This is a genomic window from Chromatiales bacterium, from assembly GCA_020445605.1.
Lineage (GTDB): Bacteria > Pseudomonadota > Gammaproteobacteria > JAGRGH01 > JAGRGH01 > JAGRGH01.
In genome coordinates, this window is sequence record JAGRGH010000049.1 from 250256 (window position 1) to 272038 (window position 21783).

The following is a 21783-nucleotide window of genomic DNA, read 5'->3' on the forward strand; positions in this document are numbered from 1 at the left end:
GGCGGGCCGAAGACGCAACGCGACTGCGGGCAGTCGTCCGCTGCATACGCACGAAAAAAACTCAGCGACTCGGGGTTTCCCGCTCCGCCAGTGCCGGATCGAGTTCCTCGGGGTTCACGACGATCTGGTCGCCCGGCGTCACGCCGGCCAGCACGGTTACGAAGTCGTTGCCCTTTTCTTCCCCCAGGCGGACCAGGCGCGGGATCCGCTTTCCATCGCTGGTCTGCACATACACACGCGGCAGGCTGCCGAAGTAGCGCACGGCGCTTTTCGGAATGACCGGGGCGGCAAGCATGTTCGAGGTGTAGTCCGGGATCTGCACCGTTGAATACATGCCAGGCGCCCCGAAGCCTTGCGGAACATCCAGCTTCACGGTCACCGTGTGCCGGGTCGCATCGGCCATCGGGAAGATTTGCGCGACCTTGACCGGCACCTCGATGCCCGAGATGTCGAGCCGGCCGTTCAGCAGCTGCTTTTCACGCAGGCCGGCGACCAGTCTTGACGGCACGTCCACAACGAGTTGCAGAAACTCGACATCCGCGAAGGTCAGCAGCGGCTGCCCGGGCTGGACGGTGTCCCCTTCTTCGACGAACTTCTGCGTGATGACGCCGTTGAACGGCGCCAGGCTGCGTGCGTCACGCAGCTTCGCATCGATTGCGCGCACGCGGCTTTGCGCGCTCTGAATGGCGTTCCAGGCCTCGCGAATCTGCGAGCCCGACTGATACAGATCCGCGCGGCGCTCGACATACGGGTCGGTGACACCGGCCGCTTCCGCGAACGGCTTGGTGAACATCTGATCGAACATTGACGGCAGCCCCATGCCGCCCTGGATGCTCCGCGAACGCGGTGAGTAGAGCTCGCGCTGATAGGCGACCTGTGCGGCGCGCAGGCCGTTCTCGGCATTCGCCAGTTCAGCGACCGATGCGTTGCGTTGCGCGATCAGTTCCGCATCGTCGATTGCAACCAACAGGGCACCGGAAGTGAACGCACTGCCTTCGGTTCCGGCGATGGTCTTGACGCGGCCCGGAATCTGCGCGGCGAGAGTGACCTGCTTGTACGGAACGATCGTGCCGCCAACCGACACCATGGGCGGATCTTTCGAATCCTTGACGACGTAGATCTCGGGCGTGGCGGCACTCACCGCGGCGTGAATGCTCATCAGCAGGCCGAATACGAACGCAATCCGCTTCATTTCTCATCCTCGGCCGCCACCCGCGCGCAGGCGACGAGCATTAAAGGTTTATCAGAATATCAAATTTTGCTTATTTTTGTAAGCAGACCTGAGCGCCTGATTGCAATTACATGGCGCTGTGAGACAGGTCTAGGTCCCGCTGCCGAATGTTCAGAGCGGACCTGCGACAACCGGCCTAACCGGCTGATTTACAGTGCTGACTGCTGCCGTGGACCTGGGCACAAGCGAGGCTGGCGCGGACAGAAATCGAAATGAAGCGGCCCCGTCGCAGGGCCATCTCGCGCCGGGGCCGGACGACCGCCCGACCCGGCGCGCGATCCTCGATCAGGCGCGACCCATTGCGCTGAAGCTCTTCACAAACGGCTTCGCCATGCGCGGATCCTTGATCATCGCGCCGTAGTCGCCGGTCTTGAACTTGAGCTTGCGGGTCGTATAGGCCATGCCAAGGCCCATCATGTTGGGCGGGCTGCCCATCCACTTGTTCCACTGGTCGGCGGACGCACGCAGGTCCCAGTTCACGGTTTCACCGCTATAGGCGCCGGCGGCGGTGACGTGGCCATTTTCGATGCTCAGAACGCCGCGCGGTGCATCCTCACCGTCGATGCCGTATGCGATCACGGAATTGAAGCCAATCTGGCCGAGTGCGCCCGCGAGCTCCGGGTCGGCATTCCAGGCATCCTTGAAACGGTCCATCCAATCGGCGCTGAACAAATCTGACATTAGGTCTCTCCGAACAGTGATTTAGCGAGCGAACAGGCCCGGGATCAACCCCGGCGCCCAACTTTGGGGCAGCCCAGTCGAGCCGCCGCCAGAATCCGAGAAACGAGTGACAAAATACTCCGTAACTTAATGAATCAATGAGTATTTTTAGGCCAACAATCTTGGCCGCCGGAGCGGCGTTGACCTTGCCAAGCGATGTGGATCGGCGCGGAATTCTCCAGAAGGCGGCCAGTCATTGCAACCGTGCGTGGGCGTTGGAACGTACGTTAAACTGCGGGCACAGTCTCGCAATGTCCGCAAGCGTTTGAACACGCCCGCGACGTGTCCGGGACCGCAACAACGAACCGCAGCGAGCGCTCCACGGAGCGCTCCCCGCTCCCGCCCTCGGCCTCTGTGCCTGCGAGAGCCCATCTCCAAGGACCGCCACACCGATGATCGACGATCGACTGAACCTGCTCGAATCGCACCTAAAAGAAGAAAACCCGGTACTGCTCGATGCCGTGCGCGGATTCCGGCAGCTCGACCGCATCGCACATCGCATGGGCTTGCTGGCGGCAGATCAGTCCTACGCGACGCAGATTTCCTGGTGGCCATTGATCGCGATTCTCGGCACGTTCTCGGCCGGCAAGTCATCGTTCATCAACTACTTTCTCGACACCAACCTGCAGCGCACGGGCAACCAGGCCGTCGACGACAAATTCACGGTGCTGTGTTTCTCGCGCGAGCCGACCCCGCATGCGCTGCCTGGCGTTGCGCTCGATGCCGACCCGCGCTTTCCGCTGTATCGAATCAGCGCGGAGATCGATCGCGTCGCCGCGGGTGAAGGCAAGCGCATCGACTCGTACCTGCAGATGAAGACCTGCCCTTCGGAGGAACTGCGCGGGCGCATCCTCGTGGACTCGCCGGGATTTGATGCCGACGCACAGCGTACCGCGACGCTGCGGATCACTGACCACATCGTCGCGCTTGCCGATCTGGTGCTGGTGTTCTTCGATGCCCGGCATCCGGAACCCGGTGCAATGCATGACACCCTGCATCACCTGGTCGGCGCAACGCTGAAACGCCCGGATTCCAGCAAGTTTCTCTACATCCTCAATCAGATCGACACCGCCGCGCGCGAGGATAATCCGGAGGATGTTGTCGCGGCCTGGCAACGTGCACTCGCCGAGCAGGGACTCACCGCCGGCCGCTTCTATACGATCTACAACCCGAAGGTCGCACAGCCGATTGACGATCCGGCGCTGCGTCGGCGTTTTGAAACGAAGCGTGATCTGGATCTTGGCGAGATCATCGGGCGCATGCGTCAGGTCACCATCGAGCGCGCCTACCGCATCGTCGCTTCGCTGGAAAAGACCGCGCGCGACCTTGATGCCCATGCGGCACCGGCCATCGACCGGCTGATCGACCGCTGGCGCCGGCGCGTGCTGGTCGGTGACGCAATCGTCGCCGGACTGGTTGCCGTCGGCGTTGGTGTCGCAGCGTGGAAGTTCGGCTGGTGGACGAACGGCGCACTGGCGATCCCGGGCATCGACTGGCTTCGTGGTCATCCGGGTCGCATCTACGCCGCGCTGGCGGTTGCCGCGGCATTGGCAATCGCCGTGCACTTTGTCGTGCGCAGCGTCGCCGCCGCGGGTATTGCGCGGTCGCTCGCGCGGACCCGGCCGCCCGCGGATGTCCCCGGAAACCTGAAGTCCGCATTCATCCGCAACACCCGCCCGTGGCGCAGCATCTTCGCGCGCAAGCCCGCCGGCTGGGGGCGGTTCGCACGCAAGCGGGTTCTGGCGGTGCTCGCCGAGACCGACCGTTTCGTCCAGCGTCTGAACGACCGCTTCACCGATCCGTCCGGTCGACGCGACGCGGCTGCCGGGCCAAACGCGGTCGAGGTTGAAGCCGTGGCCGCTGCGACCGCTGACGCTCCCGCACAACCGTCGCCGGCCCCCGCCTCGTCGAGCTGAGCGACGGCTTCGCCGATGGCGATTCGCGAGTCGGACTCCGCGACCAGCCGGTCGTTCGTGCCGCTGGTCCCGGCAATCGAGATCCCGCCACACCCGCCGGCGGAGACACTTTCGCCGGCCGAGCGCGATGAGCTGCGCAAGTTCATCGCGGCCGAGCTGCGTCGTCAGAACGCCGTGCTGGTCGCGCATTACTACGTCGACGAGGAACTCCAGCGTCTCGCCGAAGAGACCGGCGGACACGTAGCCGATTCACTCGAGATGGCGCGCTTTGGAAATTCACATCCAGCCTCGACGCTGATCGTGGCCGGTGTGCGTTTCATGGGTGAGACGGCGAAGATCCTGAACATGGAAAAGCGTGTGCTCATGCCCACGCTGGAGGCCACCTGTTCGCTGGACCTGGGCTGTCCGGCCGATCAGTTCGCGACGTTCTGCGATGCGCATCCGGATCGAACCGTGGTCGTTTACGCAAACACCTCCGCCGAGGTGAAGGCGCGATCCGACTGGGTCGTGACCTCGGGCATCGCGCTGCCGATTGTGGAGCATCTCGCCGAACGTGGCGAAAAGATCATCTGGGCGCCGGACAAGCACCTAGGGGATTACGTCGCGCGCGCGACCGGCGCCGACATTCTGTTGTGGAACGGTTCGTGTGTTGTACATGAGGAGTTCCGGTCCGTCGCGCTCGAGCGTCTGCGCAGGCTGCACCCGCAGGCCGCCGTGCTGGTACACCCGGAATCACCACAACATGTGCGCGATCAGGCCGATGTGGTCGGTTCGACCACTGCGCTCATCAACGCAGCGCGCGATCTGAAGCAGAAGGAACTCATCGTAGCGACCGACAAGGGCATCTTCTACAAGATGCGCAAGGCCGCGCCGCAAAAGATCTTCATTGAGGCGCCAACCGTCGGCGAAGGCGCAACCTGCAAGAGTTGCGCGCACTGTCCGTGGATGGCGATGAACGGCCTGAAAAATCTCGCCTCGGTACTGCGCACCGGGGCCAACGAAATCCTCATCGATCCCGCGATCGCCGAGCGCGCGGTCGTGCCGATCCGGCGAATGCTCGACTTTGCGCGCGAGCACGGAATTGGCGCGCGCGGAAACGCCTGAGTACTCAGATCATCAAACCGACTTGTGCATCGTCCGACGCCAGATCGGATGATCTGACTTCGACACAGCGCATTCCCTGCCTGCTGTGCATCGATATCGAGCCGGATCCGCGCGACATCGATCCGGCGTCCGCACAGCCCTGGATCAGCGTCGAACCCACCTTCGAGCGCATGGCAGGTTTCCGCGAACGCGCGCAGAACGTCACCGGGCGGCCCGCACGCCTTCACTGGCTGGTGCGCATCGACCCGCAGATCGAGCAGTGCTACGGATCCGCCACATACGCACTGGATCGCTATGCCGCCCGGATCGAAGCATTACGCGCAGCCGGCGATGTGATCGGCCTGCACCCGCATCTGTATCGCTGGGAGTCCGATCGATGGCTGGTGGATTCGTCGAGTCCGACCTGGATCGAGCACTGCATGGGACTGGCGGTCGAGACGTACAAACAGCACTTCGGTGAGGCTGCCGAGGTGCTGCGCATGGGCGATGCGTGGCTGGACACGACCACCGCCAATCTGGCCGAAAGGCTCGGGATTCGCTACGAGCTTTCGATTGAACCCGGGTTTCGTATGCGCCATGACAGCGACATCAATTCCCGCGGACCGCTGGCCGACTATCGCTGGTTTGCGCGCAGCCCGTATCAGCCGGACCGCGATGCACTGGCGAAACCTCTGCCGCCGGGTGCCAGCCGATTACTGTGGGCGATCCCGCTCAGTTCGGCACGCATCGTACGCCCTGATCTCGCCGGGCACCTCGACGCGCTGCGGCGAGACGGATGGCGCTATCGGCAACGTCCGCGGATGCTGAAGATGTACCAACGTGGCGTTGCGCCGAACCGGTTCGCCGACCTGCTCGACCGGGCCCTGCGCGAGACACCGATGCCCTATCTAGCGCTTGCGTTCCGTACGGACCAGCGGTCCTGGGACATCGTGGGTGAAAATCTGCAATCCCTCCTTTCGCATCCGCTGGCGGGGCGCATGGACTTCTGCACGGTCGCCGACTTCGTGGCCCGTCACTGTGCGGCCGGCCGGCCGGTCAGGCGCTGATCGACTGGTCGCGTATCAGCGGTCGCAGCGCCGCCAGCAACCTTCCCAGAGCGCCGCGATTGCGTGCCACCACCGCGCGAGCGTTGTCGCCGAAACGACTGCGTTCCGCCGGGTTTTCAAACCAGCCAATCACGATTGACGACAGCTCGTCGACGCCGCGGACCTCGCGCGCGCCCTCGCCGTCCAGCAGCACCCGGGCAATTCCCGCAAAGTTGAACATGTGTGGTCCAAACAGGACCGGGACACCCAGCGCGGCCGGTTCGAGCACGTTGTGGCCGCCGCCCCGCACCAGACTGCCGCCGACAAACGCCAGGTCCGCGAGCCCATAGAAAAGCGGAAGCTCGCCCATGGAGTCGAGCACGAAGACCTCGGTGGTGGCCGCGCACGGGCGTTGCTCGCTGCGCAGCACCGTTTCGAACCCATGCCGGCTGACTAGCTGCCCTACGCGGGCGAATCGTTCCGGGTGTCTGGGCACCAGAATCAGGCGGCAATCCGCGACGCGCGAACGGACCTTGCCGAAGGCCGCGAGAATCTGCTCGTCTTCGCCTTCGTGCGTGCTCGCGGCGATCCACACGTGGCCGTCCAGTCCCAGTGCCCTGCGCAGTGCCTGCGACTGCTCGCGACGACTGGCCGGGAGCGGTTGGTCGAACTTGATGTTGCCCGTGACCCGAACGATCCCCTCCGTGGCGCCAAGATCGCGGAACCGTTGCGCATCGGGCTCATCATGGGCCGCGATCAGGCTGAACGCGTTCAGGGCAGCACGGATGAGACGCGGAAAACGCGCATAACCGCGCGCCGAACGTTGCGAAAGACGCGCATTCGCCAAAGCGACCGGAACCGAACGACGCCGGCATTCCGCCAGCAGGTTGGGCCAGATCTCCGTTTCCACGATGATCACGCAGCGTGGCCGTACGCGCTCGAGAAACTTTCGCACCGCGAAGGGTGCGTCGTAAGGCGTGAAGCGATGCACAACGCCCTCGCCCATCGCCTCGACGACACGACGCCAGCCCGTCGGTGTCGTGGTTGTGACGGTGACCGGCATCTCGGGATTCAGTTTGCGAAGTTCGCGCACGAGCGGCACCACCGCCTGCACTTCGCCGACCGAGACCGCGTGCAGCCAGACACCGCCCGATGGAACGGGTTCGATCAAGCCGAAGCGTTCGCGCCAGCGGTGCCAGTAATCCGGCGCGCGGATCCCGCGCACGAACAAGCGCAGCAGCGCGAAGGGCAGCATCAGGTAGACCACCACGGTGTACATGCGCCTCGGCCAATCGCCGCCAGTGGTCGTCGGCGGAGGCTCGGGTCGATCGACCATCACGAACCGCCCGCCATTAGGCGCTGCTCGAGCTCTGCGAGCCGTTCGGCGGTGCCTACGTCGGACCACAGGCCGGTGAAATGCGTCCCGCTCAGTCGATTCCGCTCTGCAGCAGACCGCAGCAGCGGCGCGAGCGAAAAGCGTTCTCGCATTTCACCGTCAAACAGATTGGGGTGCAAAACGGCAATGCCCGCATAGGTCAGCCGCCGCAGTGCGTTGTTGTGCACGCGCCGCCCGTCCAGCCCGAAATCACCGTCGGGATGATGGTCGGGATTGTCCACGAGGATCAGGTGCCCAAGGTCGTTGGCCGCGAGGCGGTCCAGTGTGGCGAAGTCGAAGTCGCTGTAAACGTCGGCGTTCACGACAATGAACGGTTCGTCTCCGAGCAGGGGCAACGCGCGGCGGATGCCGCCGCCAGTCTCGAGCGCCCCCGGCGGTTCATCCGACCAGTCGACGCGTACGCCGTACTGCGCGCCATCGCCAATGCGTGCGTGCAGCTGCTCGCCCAGCCAGGCGGTGTTGACCACAAGCTCGTAGACACTCGCACGCGCGAGTTGGCAGAGCACCCGTTCGATCAGGGTCTGGCCGTGAACCTCGACCAGCGGTTTGGGGATGCGATCGGTCAGCGGCCGCAGTCGCTCGCCGCGGCCCGCGGCCAGAATCATTGCACGCATGGGATCACGTGCCTGGAGCCGTCAGACAATCCGATCGCGCCGCGCCTGCTCGCGCACGCTGCGGACCCGGCGCGGAAATCTCAGCGACGCATGGAGTCGAAGAACTCGGCATTCGTCTTTGTGCCCTTGAGTTTCTCGACCATGAATTCGATCGCGGCCAGTTCGTCCATCGGGTGCAGGATTTTGCGAAGGATCCACATCTTCTGCAGTTCCTCCGGCGAGGTCAGCAGTTCCTCGCGTCGGGTACCCGAACGGTTGATGTTGATCGACGGGAAGATGCGCTTCTCGGCGATCCGGCGATCGAGGTGAATCTCCATGTTGCCGGTGCCCTTGAACTCCTCGTAGATCACGTCGTCCATCTTCGAGCCCGTGTCGATCAGGGCGGTGGCAATGATGGTCAGGCTGCCGCCTTCCTCGACGTTGCGTGCCGCACCAAAGAAGCGCTTCGGACGCTGCAGTGCGTTGGCGTCCACACCGCCCGTGAGCACCTTGCCCGAGGACGGCACCACGGTGTTGTAGGCACGCGCAAGGCGCGTGACGGAATCGAGCAGGATCACGACATCGCGACGGTGTTCAACCAGGCGCTTGGCCTTCTCGATCACCATTTCGGCGACCTGCACATGGCGTGTGGCGGGCTCGTCGAAGGTCGAGGAAATCACCTCGCCCCGGACCGAACGCTGCATCTCCGTGACCTCCTCGGGTCGTTCGTCGATCAGCAGCACGATCAGATAGACCTCGGGGTGCTGCGCGCCGATCGCCTGGGCGATGTTCTGCAGCATCATGGTCTTGCCGGCCTTTGGCGGCGAGACGATCAGACCGCGCTGGCCCTTGCCGATCGGCGCAACCAGTTCGATGAGCCGCGCGGTGATGTCCTCGGTGGAACCGTTGCCGCGTTCGAGCTTCATCCGGTGATTGGCGAACAGCGGCGTGAAATTTTCGAACAGGATCTTGTTCTTGGCGTTCTCGGGCGGCTCGTAATTGATCTCCGAGACCTTCAACAGCGCAAAGTAGCGTTCGCTTTCCTTGGGCGGGCGAATCTTTCCGGAGATCGTGTCACCGGTGCGCAGATTGAAACGGCGAATCTGACTCGGCGAGACGTAAATATCGTCCGGCCCGGCAAGAAACGAGCTGTCGGCCGAACGCAGAAATCCGAACCCGTCAGAGAGGATTTCCAGCACCCCGTCACCATAGATGTCGTCCCCGCGACGCGCCTTGGCCTTGAGGATCGCGAAGATCAGGTCCTGTTTGCGCAGCCGGCCGGTGCTGGCGGCATCCAGCCCGAGTTCGCCACCCACGGCGGCCAGATCAGCGACGGGCATCTTCTTGAGTTCGGTCAGATTCATGTGCGTAGAGAGTAGAAGTGGACGGAGGGATGCCGGAACGCATCCGGCGGGACTGGGTGGGGTCCACGCGGCGCGCATGCGCCCGCCGCGGACGAAAGGATCAGGGTCTGGTTATCGAGTCAATCGAAACTTTGAATCTATTGCCTGGTCGAGCGACGACAACCAGCTGCCCGCTCATGATGACCGCAGCGGCCACTGCCGTTGTTCACGGAAGCGTCACGCACCCGGTCGAACAAAGCGTCCTGCGTAACCGGCCGATCCACGCCAAGCGTTCGGAGATCGGCTGGGTCTGATCCGAACCGGACCGACGCACGGCAAAGGCGACGTTCAGAGATTCTTGTCGAGAAACGCCGCAAGCTGCGACTTGGTCAGCGCGCCGACGCGGGTGTCTTCAACCTCGCCGCCCTTGAACAGCATCAGGGTCGGGATGCCACGGATGCCGTAACGCGGCGGAACGCCGGGATTGTCGTCGATGTTCAGCTTCGCGACCTTCAGGCGCCCGGCATACTCGCCGGCAATCTCCTCGAGCGCCGGCGCAATCATCTTGCACGGACCGCACCACTCCGCCCAATAGTCCACAAGCACCGGCACGTCGCTTTTCAAGACTTCCTGCTCGAAATTCGTGTCGGTCAACTGGGAGATGTCGGCACTCATTCAGATCGCTCCTGGATTGCGGCGGATCGTGGTACGGGATGGCTCGGAATCCGCGGATGCGGCGAACGGGGTTGTCGATCGACAGTGGCCGCTTCCGGCCGGGTCGTTCCCGGGGTGCGGCGTCTTTCTACTAGGGTTGCGCGCATTGTGAACGAAGCGCGCGTGGGCGTGCAAGCCCACCGACCATTTCAATTAGGGTATTCTGACGGGTTATGGTTGATCAACATCTTAGCGACGTATCGTTCGCATCCCTTGGCCTGCGGCCCGAGATTCTCCACGGCCTGGCCGACGCCGGATTCGATCTGTGCACCCCGATCCAGGCCGAGTCCCTGCCGCCCGCGCTGTCCGGCAACGATGTCGCCGGTCAGGCGCAGACCGGCACCGGCAAAACGGCGGCGTTTCTGATCGCGAGCTTTCAGCGCCTGCTGACGCACGCGCCGCCACGCACGCGCCGCGCGAACCAGCCGCGCGCGATCATGCTGGCCCCCACGCGCGAACTCGCCGTGCAGATACACCGGGATGCCGAGCAACTCGGCCGCTATACCGGCCTGCGCCTGGGCCTGGCATTCGGCGGAACCGACTACGAGAAACAGCGCGAGGAGCTTGCCGCGGGCGTCGACATCCTGATCGGCACGCCGGGTCGGATCATCGACTATTTCAAGCAGCGCGTGTTCGACCTGAACGCGGTTCAGGTCATGGTGCTCGACGAGGCCGACCGCATGTTCGATCTCGGCTTCATCAAGGACATCCGCTTCCTGCTGCGACGCATGCCGCCACCCGCCCAACGGCTCAGTCTGTTGTTCTCGGCGACGCTGTCGATGCGCGTGACGGAACTCGCCTACGAGCACATGAACAACCCGGTGTCCGTGAAGATCGCGACCGACAAGGTCACGGCCGATCGGGTCCGCCAGTCCCTCTATCTGACGGCGAATGACGAAAAATTGCCGCTGCTGATCGGCCTTTTCCGGTATATGGATCCGAAGCGCAGCATTGTGTTTGTGAACACGAAACGCGCCGCCGAACTGATTGGCTCCGCGCTGGAGGCCAACGCCCTGCACGCGGCGGTGCTGTCGGGGGACGTTCCGCAGAAAAAGCGCCTGCGTTTGTTGCGTGACTTCCAGACGGGCGAACTGCCCGTGCTCGTGGCGACCGACGTTGCCGCGCGCGGGCTGCATATCCCGGAGGTCAGCCACGTGTTCAACTTCGACCTGCCCCAGGACGCGGAGGACTACGTGCACCGCATCGGTCGCACGGCGCGGCTTGGCGCCAGCGGCGATGCAATCTCGTTTGCCTGCGAGGATTATTCTTTTCATCTGCCGGACATCGAGCGCTACATCGGTCACAAGATCGAAATCGCCGAGATGAACCCGGAACTGCTGGCGACCGACCTGGAGATTCCAAAGCGCACGCATCGCCCGCGCAGCGGGCCTGGTGGACGGCCGCCGCGACGCGGTGATCGATCCAGACCACCCGCTGACGGACGGCCGCCGCGACGGCGGCGACGTCCCCGATCCGGCGCGCCGGGTTCCAGCGGCGGTTCGGCGGCATGAGCAAAAAGGACAAAAAAGACAAGAAGAAGCGCCCGGAACTGAAGGTCAAGATCACCCCCGAGAACAAGTGCAGCTTCTGCACCGGCACGATCTGTTGCAGCTACGTGACGCAGCAGATCGACGCTCCGCGTTCCAAATACGATTTCGAGCACCTGCTCTGGCAGGTCTCGCATGAAAACGTCAGCGCCTACAAGGAAGAGGATGGCTGGTATCTGATGTTCACGACCCGCTGCACGCACCTGCTCGACGACGGCCGCTGCGGCATCTACGAAACGCGCCCGGAGGTCTGCCGCGAGTATTCCAACGATTACTGCGAGTACGACAGTCCGGCCGAAGAAGGCTTCGAGCTCTATTTCCGCGACTACGACGAGCTGCTCAAATACTGCAAAAAGCGCTTCAAACGCTGGAAGCGCGGCTAGCAGGCTGCTGGATACGGTCAGCCAGCGCCTTGTGCCGGGATCTCAGGGAATTACTTCCGAAAGGTCGTGGACTACGGGGAATGCCCGCACGTGTCGCGGTGGTTGGCCAAGATCGGGACGTGATACGGCCAGCACCTGGCCGACTCCGAAGCGGGTCGCCGCCTCGAGCACCGGCAGGCTGTCGTCGACCATCAGCGCATGCGCCGGGCTGAATGGATGCAGCTGGATCATGCGCTCCCAGAACTCGACATGCTCCTTGGGGGCGCCATGGTCGTGGGAGCAGACGATCCGGTCGAACCGCTGGCCGATTCCCGTTTCGGCCAGCTTGAGTTCCAGGGTCTTGCGGTGGGCGTTGGTGACCAGCCAGAGTTGCCTGCCGGTCGCGCGCACGCCATCGAGGAAGCGAACGGTGTGCGGCAGCAGCCGGATGCCATCGCGACGCTCGCGCGCCAGTGCCATGATGTCCAGCTCGAGTTCGCGCGTCCAGTGATCGACGCAGTACCAGTCGAGCGTGCCGACCGCGGCGCGGTAACGCGCGTAGACCTGTTCGCGCGCATCGGTGGCGTCCATTCCGCGGGCACCGGCATAGCGTTGCGGAACGAATTCCAGCCAAAAATGGTTGTCGAAGCCGAGGTCAAGCAGAGTCCCGTCCATGTCCAGCAAGACGGTTTCCACGCGGTTCCAGTTCACCAGCATGGCACCATGACAAGCCGTTGCACGCACACTGTCAAGGGCCTCATGGCCGCCGCGCTTGGCCTGCTGCTGGCGTCGCCGGCATCGCCCGCCGATCTACCTGCGGAAGCCGACCCGTTCGACTGGTTCGAGCAGATCGAGCGTGCGCGGGCCGTCAATGAGGGGGAACTGCGCTTCCTCGACCCGGCGCCGCCCCAACCGGTTCACCACCACCGCAACCGGATGAAGATCGACCCGGCGGCGCTGGAGTCCGGCTGGGTCGCGCTGGAACAGTGTCACGAGCACCTTGATGCCGTGCCGGCCGCCGAGGTGGTGTATCGGGCCGGCGGAATCCGCGATCTGACTATCGTCGCGACCCGCAACATCGGGCGGGCCTGGGTCGATGGCGATTCCGTGCAGCTGGAGGACGTCGGTCACGCGGCCCTGTTGTGCGTCGCGGCGATCTCGCAGGCGCTGCAACGCGACGGCGAGCGCGGCTATCTGCTCGCCAACGGGCCATTCATGCGGCGCTTTCTGGACGGCTATTACCCCATGCGCGTGAGCCTGGAGGTCGAGTTCCCGCCCGAACAGCTCGCGTTTCGTGGCGTCACACCCGAACCGCAGCCCGGGTTGCGGGTCGACCAGCACCTCGGGCACGTGTCGGTCGACGCCAGCTTCGAGGGCCGTCTGCGGACCGAGCTGCGATTCTGCGCGATCGGCGCTGGAGCCTGCCCGTGAACGGGCCGGAGGCCGGCTGGCTGGAGCCGGTGGTTGCCATTGCCCTGGATGCGGGCGCGGCCATCATGGAGGTCTACCGGGCGCCATTCGCGGTCGAGCACAAGGCGGACAACTCGCCGCTGACCGCCGCTGATCTGGCCGCCCACCGCCTGATCACCGGGGCCCTGGCCCGCCTGACCCCGACCATTCCGGTGTTGTCGGAGGAGTCCGGTTCCGCGGTCGGCGCGGGGCGCCTGGGTTGGCCGCGTTTCTGGCTCGTGGACCCGCTCGACGGCACCCGCGAGTTCGTCAAGCGCAATGGCGAGTTCACGGTCAACATCGCGCTGATCGACGCCGGCGAGCCCGTACTCGGTGTGGTCTACGCGCCCGCGCTCGAGATCCTGTACTTCGCCGCCCGGGGTGCCGGTGCATTTCGAACGCGCAATGGCGTGCGCGAGCCGATCACCACACGCCGCCCCCCTGCCCGCCCGCCGCGCATCTGCGCGAGCCGTTCGCATCGAGGTGACTCGTTGGATGCCATGCTTTCCCGCATGGGTGACCATGATCTGGTTTCCATCGGCAGTTCGCTGAAGCTGTGCCTGGTGGCCGACGGGCAGGCAGACTGTTATCCACGCCTGGGGCCGACTTCGGAGTGGGACACGGCCGCGGCCCAGTGCGTGGTTGAATGTGCCGGCGGGCAAGTCGTGGATACGGCCGGACATCGTTTGCGCTATAACAAGCCCGAGACCCTGCTGAACCCCCACTTCCTGGTGGTCGGGGACCCTGCATATGACTGGATTGCGAATCTGTCCGATTAGTGCGCGCATGACCGCACTGGTGCTCGGGTTGGTACTTGGCACTGCCCTGGCCGGTGGCGGTCCGAACGAGCGGATCAACGAAGTCGTCTTCGCGGACGACCCTGCATTCCGCAACCTCAAGCACCCGCCGTGGTTCAAGAAGAGCTTCTACGACCTGCGCGAGGACCTCGAAGACGCTCGCACGCACGGCAAGTTCGGGCTGATGCTCTATTTCGGCCAGGAACACTGCGCCTATTGCGAGGCGTTTCTGGAGCATGACCTCGGCAAGCTGGACATCGAAAGTCTCGTCCGCCGTCAGTTCGACGTCATCGGTTTTGATATCTACGGTGCGCGCGAAGTGACCCTGCCGGATGGCCAGAAATACACGGAACAGGAGCTTTCGGTCTTCTTCGAGGCCCAGTTCACCCCGACCCTGCTGTTCATCGGCCCGGAAGGCAACGAGGTGTTTCGTCTGCGCGGCTACTATCCGCCCTACCAGTTCCGCGCCGCGATCAACTACGTAACCGACGGGTTCTACCGGTCGGAGAGCTTCCGCGACTTTCTCGCCCGGGCCGATCCGACCATGAGTTTCGAGGAGGGCGGCCTGAACTATTTCGAACTCGCCGCACCGCCCCCGCTGGCGCTGGATCGAAGCCGCATGCCGGCTCAGCGTCCGCTAGCCGTGTTCTTCGAACAGGGCGACTGCCACGCCTGCGACGCGCTGCACACCGACCCCCTCAATGACGGGGCGGTTCTGGCGCGGCTGCGCGACTTTGACGTCGTGCAGCTCGACATGTGGTCGCAGAGTCCTGTGATCACGCCCGCCGGCGAGCGAACGACCGCGCGCGACTGGGCGCGGAAGCTGGGCCTGTTCTTTACCCCGACCATCGTGCTCTACGACGAACGCGGAAAGGAGATCATCCGCGTGGATTCCGTCGTTCAGCAGTATCGCTTGGCGGGCGTGCTGGAATTCGTGCAGACACGCGCCTACCTGGAGCAGCCCAATTTCCAGCGCTGGCGTTATGAAAAGCGCCTGGAAAGCTACCGCGAGCGGCATGGAACGGAGTTTCTTTGATTCAAAGCCCTGATCAAGCCATCCTGGCTTGCCAGGGCAACGAAAACGAAAAAGCGTGGTTTTTCGTTTTCTCCCATTTTCGACGGCTTGCAGCCGGCCAAAATGGCGGCACTTCCCTGTTCCGCGTGGATTCAAAGCCCTGATCAAGCCATCCTGGCTTGCCAGGGCAACGAAAACGAAAAAGCGTGGTTTTTCGTTTTCTCCCATTTTCGACCGCTTGCGGCCGGCCAAAATGGCGGCTGTGACCGTATCAACGTCCCATCAGGAACAGAACTCGCGCAGGTAACGCTCCAGTTCGCGGCGCTGGGCGCGCAGCTTGGTGCCCTGCCCGGCCTTGTAGCCGCGACGCATCGTCGATTCGATGCGTTCCAGGCGCGCCTCGCGGCTATGGCAGCGCTCGGCGATCCGGCGCTTCTCGGCGGCGCCGGCCCCCGATCGGGCGGATTTTTTCACGGCTGGCGGACTCCAAGTCCCGGTGCGGTAGTCTTTGGCGCTGGCCGACCAGCCGACCTTGGGCGCACCGTGCCCGTCCAGTTTCACCTGTCCCCCGTCACTGCACGCGGTTTCCTGAAAGACGATCCGGCCGTCCTCCAGATCGCAGCGATACACTGCCGCCTGGCCCGGCGCTGGCGTAAAAGCCGCGGTCAGGGGCAGCAGAACGATCGCAATCAGGTGTGGTATGCGCATGGGGTCATTGAACCGCGCCGGAACGGACTCCGACAGCGGCGGCGCGCGACGGGCGATGTGCGATTTTGCCGACCGCCGGCGTAGGTGCGGCGCGTGGTTCGCCGTGCGGGCATTATGGGCGTATCAAAAACTGCTTTAGCCCCAAGGGTCGGCGCTACGGTACCCTACGCCACGTTTCCCCCTGCCAGAGCCGGGCGCAGCATCCCCTTTAGCGCGTTGCACGGCCGGCATCGTCTACCGTCTTCCCGAGGGATCCCCAGATGATCAAACCGCACGGTTCGGACACGCTCAAGCCGCTGTTCGTCTACGACCCTGACCGCCACCATGCGCTGATGCACGAGGCCGAAAGCCTGCCGTCCATCGTGATCTCGTCGGCTGCTGCCGGCAATGCCGTTCAGCTCGGCGGTGGTTACTACACGCCGCTGTCCGGATTCATGAACAAGGCCGACGCAATGGCCGTCGCCGACAGCATGGTCATGACCGACGGGACCTTCTTCCCGGTACCCGTCGTCAACTGCGTTGAGAGCGCCGGCAACATCAAACCGGGCGACCGCATTGCGCTGCGCGATCCAAATGTCGAGGGAAATCCCGTGCTGGCCGTCATGGAGGTGACCGCGGTTGAGGAATTCTCGGATGCCGACATGGCCTTCATGACCGAGAAGGTCTACGCCACCACCGATCCCGAGCATCCGGGCGTCGCCGCGTTCAACAGCGTCGGCAAGGTCTGTCTGTCCGGGCCGATCCAGGTTCTGAACTTCTCCTACTTCCAGACGGATTTCCCGGACACCTTCCGCACCGCAGTCGAGATTCGCAACGAAATCGCCGAACGCGGCTGGAAAAAGGTCGTCGCGTTCCAGACCCGCAATCCCATGCACCGTGCGCATGAAGAGCTGTGCCACATGGCACGTGAGTCGATTGGCGCGGACGGCGTGGTCATCCACATGCTGCTCGGCAAGCTCAAGAAGGGTGATATTCCGGCGCCCGTGCGCGATGCGGCAATACGCAAGATGGTCGAGCTGTACTTCCCGCCGAACAGCGCGATGGTCACCGGCTATGGCTTCGACATGCTCTACGCCGGCCCGCGCGAGGCCGTGCTGCACGCGCTGTTCCGCCAGAACATGGGGGCGACGCATTTCATCATCGGCCGTGACCATGCCGGCGTCGGTGATTACTACGGCGCCTTCGATGCACAAACGATCTTCCAGGATCAGGTTCCACGTGGCGCACTTGAGATCGAGATCTTCAATGCCGATCACACCGCCTACAGCAAGAAGCTCAATCGCGTGGTGATGATGCGCGACGTGCCCGACCATACCAAGGAAGATTTCGTGCTGCTCTCAGGCACCAAGGTGCGTGAGATGCTCGGCAACGGCATTGCGCCGCCGCCGGAATTTTCGCGACCGGAAGTCGCGAAGATTCTCATGGATTACTACCAGTCCCTGAACTGACATCGCCGACCGGCCACCGCGCGGATCGCGCGAACCGCGCGGTGGCCGTGTCTGAATCGAACCGACCTTCAGCCTCGCGCATCCTCCACCCCGGAGGTCCGGATGGACGAACGTGATCGTTTCCATCAGTTCGCGCTGGAACGCGACGCGGAACTTCGCCGCCGCGTAAAGCTGTTTGGCACTCTGCTGGGCGAGGTCGTCGGCGAGCAGGCCGGCGCGCAGACGCTGGCTGCCGTCGAGCGTTTGCGCTCGGGGTTCGTCAGGCTGCGCAAGCGCGACGACGAACGCCTGCGCCAGCGACTGATCGCCGCGATCGCGCAGCTCTCGGACATCGAGCTGGTACCGATCACCCGCGCCTTCAACATCTATTTCAGTCTCGTCAACATCGCCGACGAGATCCACCTGTTTCGTCAGCGCGAGCGTGTCAAGCGGCTCGGCCAGGGCCTGTGGGTCGGCTCGTTTGAACATACCTTTTCGACACTGGCCGCGCAGGGTCTGAGTCGTGATCAGGTGCTTGGCCTATTCGAGCGCATCCACTACCAGCCGGTCTTCACCTCGCACCCGACCGAGGCCAAACGTCGCACGATGCTGATGTGGTTGCGGCGGCTGTTCACCACCGCGCTCAAACTTGAACAGCCGGGCCTGGCCGAGGCCGATCGGCGCGCACTGATCGCGGAAGTCAAACGCGAAATCCAGACCATCTGGCACACCGATGAGGTGCGCGCGCATCGACCGCAGGTCGAGGACGAGATTCGCAACAACATGCACTATTTCCGTCAGTGCCTGTTCTCCACCCTGCCGGACATGTACCGGCGCATGGCCAGCGCGTTTGAGCGCGCCTACCCGGTCGCCGACGGTGGTCACCCTCTGCACCTGCCGACCATGATCCGTTTCGGCTCCTGGACCGGTGGCGATCGCGATGGCAACCCGAACGTGACGGCGGTGCAGACCTGCATGGCCGTCCGCTATCACACCGCGACGGTGCTCGGGGAATATATCCGGCGCGTGTCGGAACTGATCAGCCAGTTGACGCATTCCGCGGCCCTCAGCCCCGGCGCGAACGAAATTATCGAGAACCTCGGCGAGGTCGACCAGACCATCAGTGTACGGCTGCGCATGCAGAACCCGCGACGTTTCGCATCGGAACCGTATCGTCACCGGCTGGACATCATCCGGACACGACTGCGCGCACGGCTGGATGCAGTCGAAGCGCGCCTTGCGGGGTCCGAGAAGGTCACGGACGCGCCCGATGCCTACCAATCCGCGCACGAGTTCGAGTCCGATCTGAAGGCCATTCGTCACCTGCTCGTGCGCTCCGGCGACGAGGCAATTGCCAATGCAGCGCTCAGCGACCTGCTGCGCCTGGTCGAAAGCTTCGGATTCCACCTGATGCAACTGGACCTGCGCCAGGAAGCCAGACGACACACCGAAGCCGTTGCTGAAGTGCTCGCGCAGCAGTGGAATGCGCCTGATTATCAGAGTCTGCATGAGGCGGCGCGCCTGGAGGTGCTTGCCACAGCGATCGAGCGTGAATCGCTGCCGGTGGATCGCAGCCGACTCAGCGAGACAGCGAACGAGGTCATCGCGACGCTCGAGGCCGTTCCGGTCATGCGTCGCGAGGTCAGTTCACATGCGTTCGGCAGCTACATCATTTCCATGGCCTCGCGCGCCTCCCATGTGCTTGAGGTCATGCTGCTGGCACGAATCGCAGGGCTCGCTGGTCGCCGCGGCGACGACTGGTTCTGCCGGCTGCGCGTCGCGCCACTGTTCGAGACGATCAACGATCTCGGCAACATCAACGCCCTGCTCGGTGGCATGTACTCAAACGCCTGTTATCGAGGACTGCTGCACGCCAGCGGTGACATTCAGGAAATCATGCTTGGATATTCGGACTCGGCAAAGGACGGCGGCATGCTGACCTCGGCCTGGAGTCTGTATCAGGCGCAAAGCCGAATCGCGGAGATCTCCCGCGATCACGCCGTAGAGTTTCTGCTGTTCCACGGTCGCGGCGGCACGATCGGTCGTGGCGGCGGTCCGACCCACGAGGCCGTGCTCGCGCAGCCGCCGGGCACCGTGCGCGGGCGCCTGAAGTTCACCGAACAGGGCGAAGTCATCTCGTATCGCTACAGCAATCCCGAGACGGCCATCTATGAACTCGCCATGGGACTGACCGGCACCATCAAGGCAAGCTGCGATCTGCTCGGCGAGCCGGAGGACAACTACCAGGACTTCGCGGAAGTCGCCGGCACGCTAAGCGTCGAGAGCGAGCGCAACTTTCGCGATCTGACCGAACGCACGACCGGGTTCATGGACTACTTCTACCAGGCGACGCCGGCCAACGAACTTGCGTTCCTGAACATCGGGTCGCGCCCGTCGCACCGCAACAAGGGCGACCGCTCGAAGTCGTCCATCCGGGCAATCGGCTGGGTGTTTGCGTGGGCGCAGTCACGCCATACCCTGCCCGCGTGGTTTGGGATCGGCAGTGCCCTGTCGACATTCGCGGACAGCGCGCCCGACGCACTTGAGAAGCTCCAATCCATGTTCAGAACCTGGCCGTTCTTCCGCGCCCTGCTGTCCAACACGCAGATGGCGCTGTACAAGGCCGAAATGCATATCGCGCGATACTACGCAGGTCTCGCCGAAGACCCCGGAACCGCCGAGCCCATCCTTTCCCGGATCCGCGCAGAGTACGAGCGCACTGTCGCGATGATCATCGCAATCACGGGCCAGACAGCGCTGATGGAGGACGATCCGGTGCTGGCCCTGTCACTGCAGCGGCGCAACCCGTATCTTGACCCCTTGAACTTCATCCAGGTCGATCGACTGCGCCGCGTACGGGATGCACGGCTTTCCACCGAACAACGTGACAACGCCACCCAGGTCGTGCTGCGCACCATCAATGCAATTGCCGCCGGCATGAGAAACACCGGATAAACACAATGACAAAGCCACCCGCATCGTCTGCCACGACCGAAACACGCCTGTTCGTGATCGACACGAACGTGCTGATGCACGACCCGACGGCGCTGTTTCGTTTCAAGGAACACGATCTGTTCGTGCCGATGGTCGTGCTCGAGGAACTCGACTCCGCGAAGAAGGGAACCTCGGAGGTCGCACGCAACGTGCGCCAGACCAGCCGGTTTCTGGACGACATGGTGCGTGACTTGGATGCCGAGCAGATTCGTGCCGGTCTCCCGCTCGAAGGATACGGATTCGCCGGGCGACATGGGGGACAGGCCACCGGCCGGCTGTTCTTGCAGACCGAGGCGCTGGAGGCCAGCCTGCCGAAATCCCTGGCTGGACAGTCGGCGGACAATTCGATTCTCGCGATCACCATTGCCTTGCGCGAAGCACACGCCGGACGCGAGATCGTTCTGGTCTCCAAGGACATCAATCTCCGCATCAAGGCCGCGGCACTCGGCATCTATGCCGAGGACTATTTCAATGACAAGGTGCTCGACGACGTCAACCTGCTCTATTCAGGCTATGTCGAGCTGCCCGAGAGCTTTTGGGAGACGCACGGCAAGGACATCGCCTCCTGGCAGGAAACCGACGGGCGTACCTTCTATCGCATCACCGGCCCCGAGATCGAAGGCTGGTTTCCGAACCAGTGCCTGAGCATCGGCAGTTCCATGGATGCGATCGTTCGGGAAGTCGGCGAAGGATCGGCCGTGATTGAACGCGTACACGACCATCGCAACGAGCACCACGCGGTATGGGGCATCCGCGCGCGTAATGTCGAACAGAACTTCGCGCTGAATCTGCTGCTCGACGAAGAAATCGATTTCGTCACCCTGCTCGGCATGGCTGGCACGGGCAAGACGCTGCTCGCGCTGGCAGCCGGTCTGACCATGGTGCTGGACCGCAATCGCTATCGCGACATCATCATGACGCGCGTGACGGTGCCGGTCGGCGAAGACATCGGATTCCTGCCCGGCACGGAGGAGGAAAAGATGGCGCCGTGGATGGGCGCCCTGATGGACAACCTCGAAGTGCTGACCGAAAAGACCGAGGGTGGTGACTGGGGCCGACGTGCGACAAACGACCTGCTTGCAAGCCGGATCCACATCCATTCGGTGAACTTCATGCGCGGGCGCACGTTCCTGAACAAGTACATCATCATCGACGAAGCACAGAACCTTACGCCAAAACAGCTCAAGACCCTGATCACGCGCGCGGGGCCGGGTTCGAAGATCGTCTGCCTGGGCAACATCGCCCAGATCGACACGCCGTATCTGACCGAGACCTCGTCCGGGCTGACCTACGTCGTGGACCGGTTCAAGAACTGGGAACACAGCGGCCACATCACGCTGCGCCGCGGCGAGCGTTCGCGACTGGCGGACTATGCGTCGCAGGTCCTGTGACAGGCCGTATGGTCCGGACGGAACACCGACTTTTCCCTTTTCGCAAGTCTG

General features: G+C 63.6%; 20 protein-coding genes. 11 read left to right on the forward strand and 9 right to left on the reverse strand.

The window, feature by feature from the left end; all coding sequences use genetic code 11:
• Nucleotides 1-61: 61 nt before the first annotated feature.
• Nucleotides 62-1159, reverse strand: coding sequence for an efflux RND transporter periplasmic adaptor subunit (locus tag KDG50_11520; protein ID MCB1866053.1), 1098 nt, complete (start codon nucleotides 1157-1159; stop codon nucleotides 62-64).
• A gap of 357 nt (nucleotides 1160-1516) precedes the next feature.
• Entirely contained in the window at nucleotides 1517-1912 is a 396-nt protein-coding gene (locus KDG50_11525; GenBank protein ID MCB1866054.1) for an SCP-2 sterol transfer family protein, read from the reverse strand.
• A 431-nt stretch (nucleotides 1913-2343) separates the two neighbouring features.
• On the opposite strand from KDG50_11525, the gene KDG50_11530 reads away from it, so the two are divergent.
• Entirely contained in the window at nucleotides 2344-3867 is a 1524-nt protein-coding gene (locus tag KDG50_11530) for a dynamin family protein (protein MCB1866055.1), read from the forward strand.
• Nucleotides 3868-3882: 15 nt separating this feature from the next.
• On the forward strand, nucleotides 3883-4971 hold the full coding sequence (nadA, locus tag KDG50_11535) for a quinolinate synthase NadA (GenBank protein MCB1866056.1): 1089 nt from the start codon (nucleotides 3883-3885) through the stop codon (nucleotides 4969-4971).
• 4 nt (nucleotides 4972-4975) lie between these two features.
• Here the strand turns inward: nadA and KDG50_11540 are convergent, their stop codons facing one another.
• Nucleotides 4976-5143, reverse strand: a complete 168-nt coding sequence (locus KDG50_11540) for a hypothetical protein (protein ID MCB1866057.1) — start codon at nucleotides 5141-5143, stop codon at nucleotides 4976-4978.
• Between KDG50_11540 and KDG50_11545 the strand changes: the two genes are divergently transcribed.
• A complete protein-coding gene (locus KDG50_11545; protein MCB1866058.1) occupies nucleotides 5142-6017 on the forward strand; it encodes a hypothetical protein in 876 nt (291 codons plus the stop codon). The genes KDG50_11540 and KDG50_11545 overlap by 2 nt on opposite strands.
• On the opposite strand, the gene waaA is transcribed toward KDG50_11545, so the two are convergent.
• The 4 genes from waaA to trxA all read right to left on the reverse strand — a co-directional run bounded on the left by waaA (nucleotide 6007) and on the right by trxA (nucleotide 10003).
• Nucleotides 6007-7332: a lipid IV(A) 3-deoxy-D-manno-octulosonic acid transferase gene (gene waaA, locus KDG50_11550; protein MCB1866059.1), complete on the reverse strand. Its 1326-nt coding sequence runs from the start codon at nucleotides 7330-7332 to the stop codon at nucleotides 6007-6009. The two genes, KDG50_11545 and waaA, sit on opposite strands and share 11 nt — an antisense overlap.
• Nucleotides 7332-8006: a nucleotidyltransferase family protein gene (locus KDG50_11555; protein MCB1866060.1), complete on the reverse strand. Its 675-nt coding sequence runs from the start codon at nucleotides 8004-8006 to the stop codon at nucleotides 7332-7334. Before KDG50_11555 ends, waaA begins: the two co-directional genes overlap by 1 nt.
• A gap of 80 nt (nucleotides 8007-8086) precedes the next feature.
• On the reverse strand, nucleotides 8087-9349 hold the full coding sequence (gene rho / locus KDG50_11560) for a transcription termination factor Rho (protein ID MCB1866061.1): 1263 nt from the start codon (nucleotides 9347-9349) through the stop codon (nucleotides 8087-8089).
• A 327-nt stretch (nucleotides 9350-9676) separates the two neighbouring features.
• Nucleotides 9677-10003 (reverse strand): thioredoxin TrxA, encoded by a 327-nt coding sequence (trxA, locus tag KDG50_11565; protein ID MCB1866062.1) that lies wholly within the window; start codon nucleotides 10001-10003, stop codon nucleotides 9677-9679.
• 212 nt (nucleotides 10004-10215) lie between these two features.
• Here trxA and rhlB point away from each other — a divergent pair, with 212 nt between their 5' ends.
• A complete protein-coding gene (gene rhlB / locus KDG50_11570; GenBank protein MCB1866063.1) occupies nucleotides 10216-11553 on the forward strand; it encodes an ATP-dependent RNA helicase RhlB in 1338 nt (445 codons plus the stop codon).
• Nucleotides 11550-11972 (forward strand): YkgJ family cysteine cluster protein, encoded by a 423-nt coding sequence (locus KDG50_11575; protein MCB1866064.1) that lies wholly within the window; start codon nucleotides 11550-11552, stop codon nucleotides 11970-11972. The genes rhlB and KDG50_11575 overlap by 4 nt, the downstream gene beginning before the upstream one ends.
• A 42-nt stretch (nucleotides 11973-12014) precedes the next feature.
• Here KDG50_11575 and yrfG read toward each other — a convergent pair whose 3' ends face one another.
• Nucleotides 12015-12668, reverse strand: coding sequence for a GMP/IMP nucleotidase (gene yrfG / locus KDG50_11580; GenBank protein ID MCB1866065.1), 654 nt, complete (start codon nucleotides 12666-12668; stop codon nucleotides 12015-12017).
• A 42-nt stretch (nucleotides 12669-12710) separates the two neighbouring features.
• On the opposite strand from yrfG, the gene KDG50_11585 reads away from it, so the two are divergent.
• Genes KDG50_11585 through KDG50_11595 form a run of 3 tightly spaced genes read left to right on the forward strand, consistent with a single transcriptional unit; the run spans nucleotide 12711 to nucleotide 15233 of the window.
• Nucleotides 12711-13382, forward strand: a complete 672-nt coding sequence (locus KDG50_11585; GenBank protein MCB1866066.1) for an alpha/beta hydrolase — start codon at nucleotides 12711-12713, stop codon at nucleotides 13380-13382.
• Nucleotides 13373-14179 carry a 3'(2'),5'-bisphosphate nucleotidase CysQ gene (gene cysQ / locus KDG50_11590; GenBank protein ID MCB1866067.1) on the forward strand — a complete coding sequence of 269 codons (807 nt, stop codon included), beginning with the start codon at nucleotides 13373-13375 and terminating at the stop codon, nucleotides 14177-14179. The genes KDG50_11585 and cysQ overlap by 10 nt, the downstream gene beginning before the upstream one ends.
• Nucleotides 14166-15233, forward strand: a complete 1068-nt coding sequence (locus KDG50_11595) for a thioredoxin fold domain-containing protein (protein MCB1866068.1) — start codon at nucleotides 14166-14168, stop codon at nucleotides 15231-15233. Before cysQ ends, KDG50_11595 begins: the two co-directional genes overlap by 14 nt.
• Before the next feature lie 261 nt (nucleotides 15234-15494).
• Here the strand turns inward: KDG50_11595 and KDG50_11600 are convergent, their stop codons facing one another.
• Nucleotides 15495-15920 (reverse strand): DUF4124 domain-containing protein, encoded by a 426-nt coding sequence (locus KDG50_11600; GenBank protein ID MCB1866069.1) that lies wholly within the window; start codon nucleotides 15918-15920, stop codon nucleotides 15495-15497.
• Between the two features lie 260 nt (nucleotides 15921-16180).
• On the opposite strand from KDG50_11600, the gene sat reads away from it, so the two are divergent.
• From sat to KDG50_11615, 3 genes are all read left to right on the forward strand, one after another.
• Complete coding sequence (gene sat, locus KDG50_11605; GenBank protein ID MCB1866070.1) at nucleotides 16181-17368, forward strand: sulfate adenylyltransferase; 1188 nt, start codon at nucleotides 16181-16183, stop codon at nucleotides 17366-17368.
• Nucleotides 17369-17470: 102 nt separating this feature from the next.
• Nucleotides 17471-20302 (forward strand): phosphoenolpyruvate carboxylase, encoded by a 2832-nt coding sequence (gene ppc, locus KDG50_11610; protein ID MCB1866071.1) that lies wholly within the window; start codon nucleotides 17471-17473, stop codon nucleotides 20300-20302.
• 5 nt (nucleotides 20303-20307) lie between these two features.
• A complete protein-coding gene (locus tag KDG50_11615) occupies nucleotides 20308-21732 on the forward strand; it encodes a PhoH family protein (GenBank protein ID MCB1866072.1) in 1425 nt (474 codons plus the stop codon).
• The last annotated feature ends 51 nt before the right edge of the window (nucleotides 21733-21783 follow it).

Coding starts and splice junctions, on each gene's coding strand:
- KDG50_11600 (MCB1866069.1), bottom strand. CDS start 15,920: ATGCGCATACCACACCTGATTGCGATCGTTCTGCTGCCCCTGACCGCG.
- rho (MCB1866061.1), bottom strand. CDS start 9,349: ATGAATCTGACCGAACTCAAGAAGATGCCCGTCGCTGATCTGGCCGCC.
- KDG50_11525 (MCB1866054.1), bottom strand. CDS start 1,912: ATGTCAGATTTGTTCAGCGCCGATTGGATGGACCGTTTCAAGGATGCC.
- ppc (MCB1866071.1), top strand. CDS start 17,471: ATGGACGAACGTGATCGTTTCCATCAGTTCGCGCTGGAACGCGACGCG.
- sat (MCB1866070.1), top strand. CDS start 16,181: ATGATCAAACCGCACGGTTCGGACACGCTCAAGCCGCTGTTCGTCTAC.
- KDG50_11520 (MCB1866053.1), bottom strand. CDS start 1,159: ATGAGCATTCACGCCGCGGTGAGTGCCGCCACGCCCGAGATCTACGTC.
- KDG50_11530 (MCB1866055.1), top strand. CDS start 2,344: ATGATCGACGATCGACTGAACCTGCTCGAATCGCACCTAAAAGAAGAA.
- KDG50_11540 (MCB1866057.1), bottom strand. CDS start 5,143: ATGCGCTCGAAGGTGGGTTCGACGCTGATCCAGGGCTGTGCGGACGCC.
- nadA (MCB1866056.1), top strand. CDS start 3,883: ATGGCGATTCGCGAGTCGGACTCCGCGACCAGCCGGTCGTTCGTGCCG.
- KDG50_11615 (MCB1866072.1), top strand. CDS start 20,308: ATGACAAAGCCACCCGCATCGTCTGCCACGACCGAAACACGCCTGTTC.
- rhlB (MCB1866063.1), top strand. CDS start 10,216: ATGGTTGATCAACATCTTAGCGACGTATCGTTCGCATCCCTTGGCCTG.
- waaA (MCB1866059.1), bottom strand. CDS start 7,332: ATGGTCGATCGACCCGAGCCTCCGCCGACGACCACTGGCGGCGATTGG.
- KDG50_11575 (MCB1866064.1), top strand. CDS start 11,550: ATGAGCAAAAAGGACAAAAAAGACAAGAAGAAGCGCCCGGAACTGAAG.
- trxA (MCB1866062.1), bottom strand. CDS start 10,003: ATGAGTGCCGACATCTCCCAGTTGACCGACACGAATTTCGAGCAGGAA.
- yrfG (MCB1866065.1), bottom strand. CDS start 12,668: ATGCTGGTGAACTGGAACCGCGTGGAAACCGTCTTGCTGGACATGGAC.
- KDG50_11555 (MCB1866060.1), bottom strand. CDS start 8,006: ATGCGTGCAATGATTCTGGCCGCGGGCCGCGGCGAGCGACTGCGGCCG.
- KDG50_11545 (MCB1866058.1), top strand. CDS start 5,142: ATGGCAGGTTTCCGCGAACGCGCGCAGAACGTCACCGGGCGGCCCGCA.
- KDG50_11585 (MCB1866066.1), top strand. CDS start 12,711: ATGGCCGCCGCGCTTGGCCTGCTGCTGGCGTCGCCGGCATCGCCCGCC.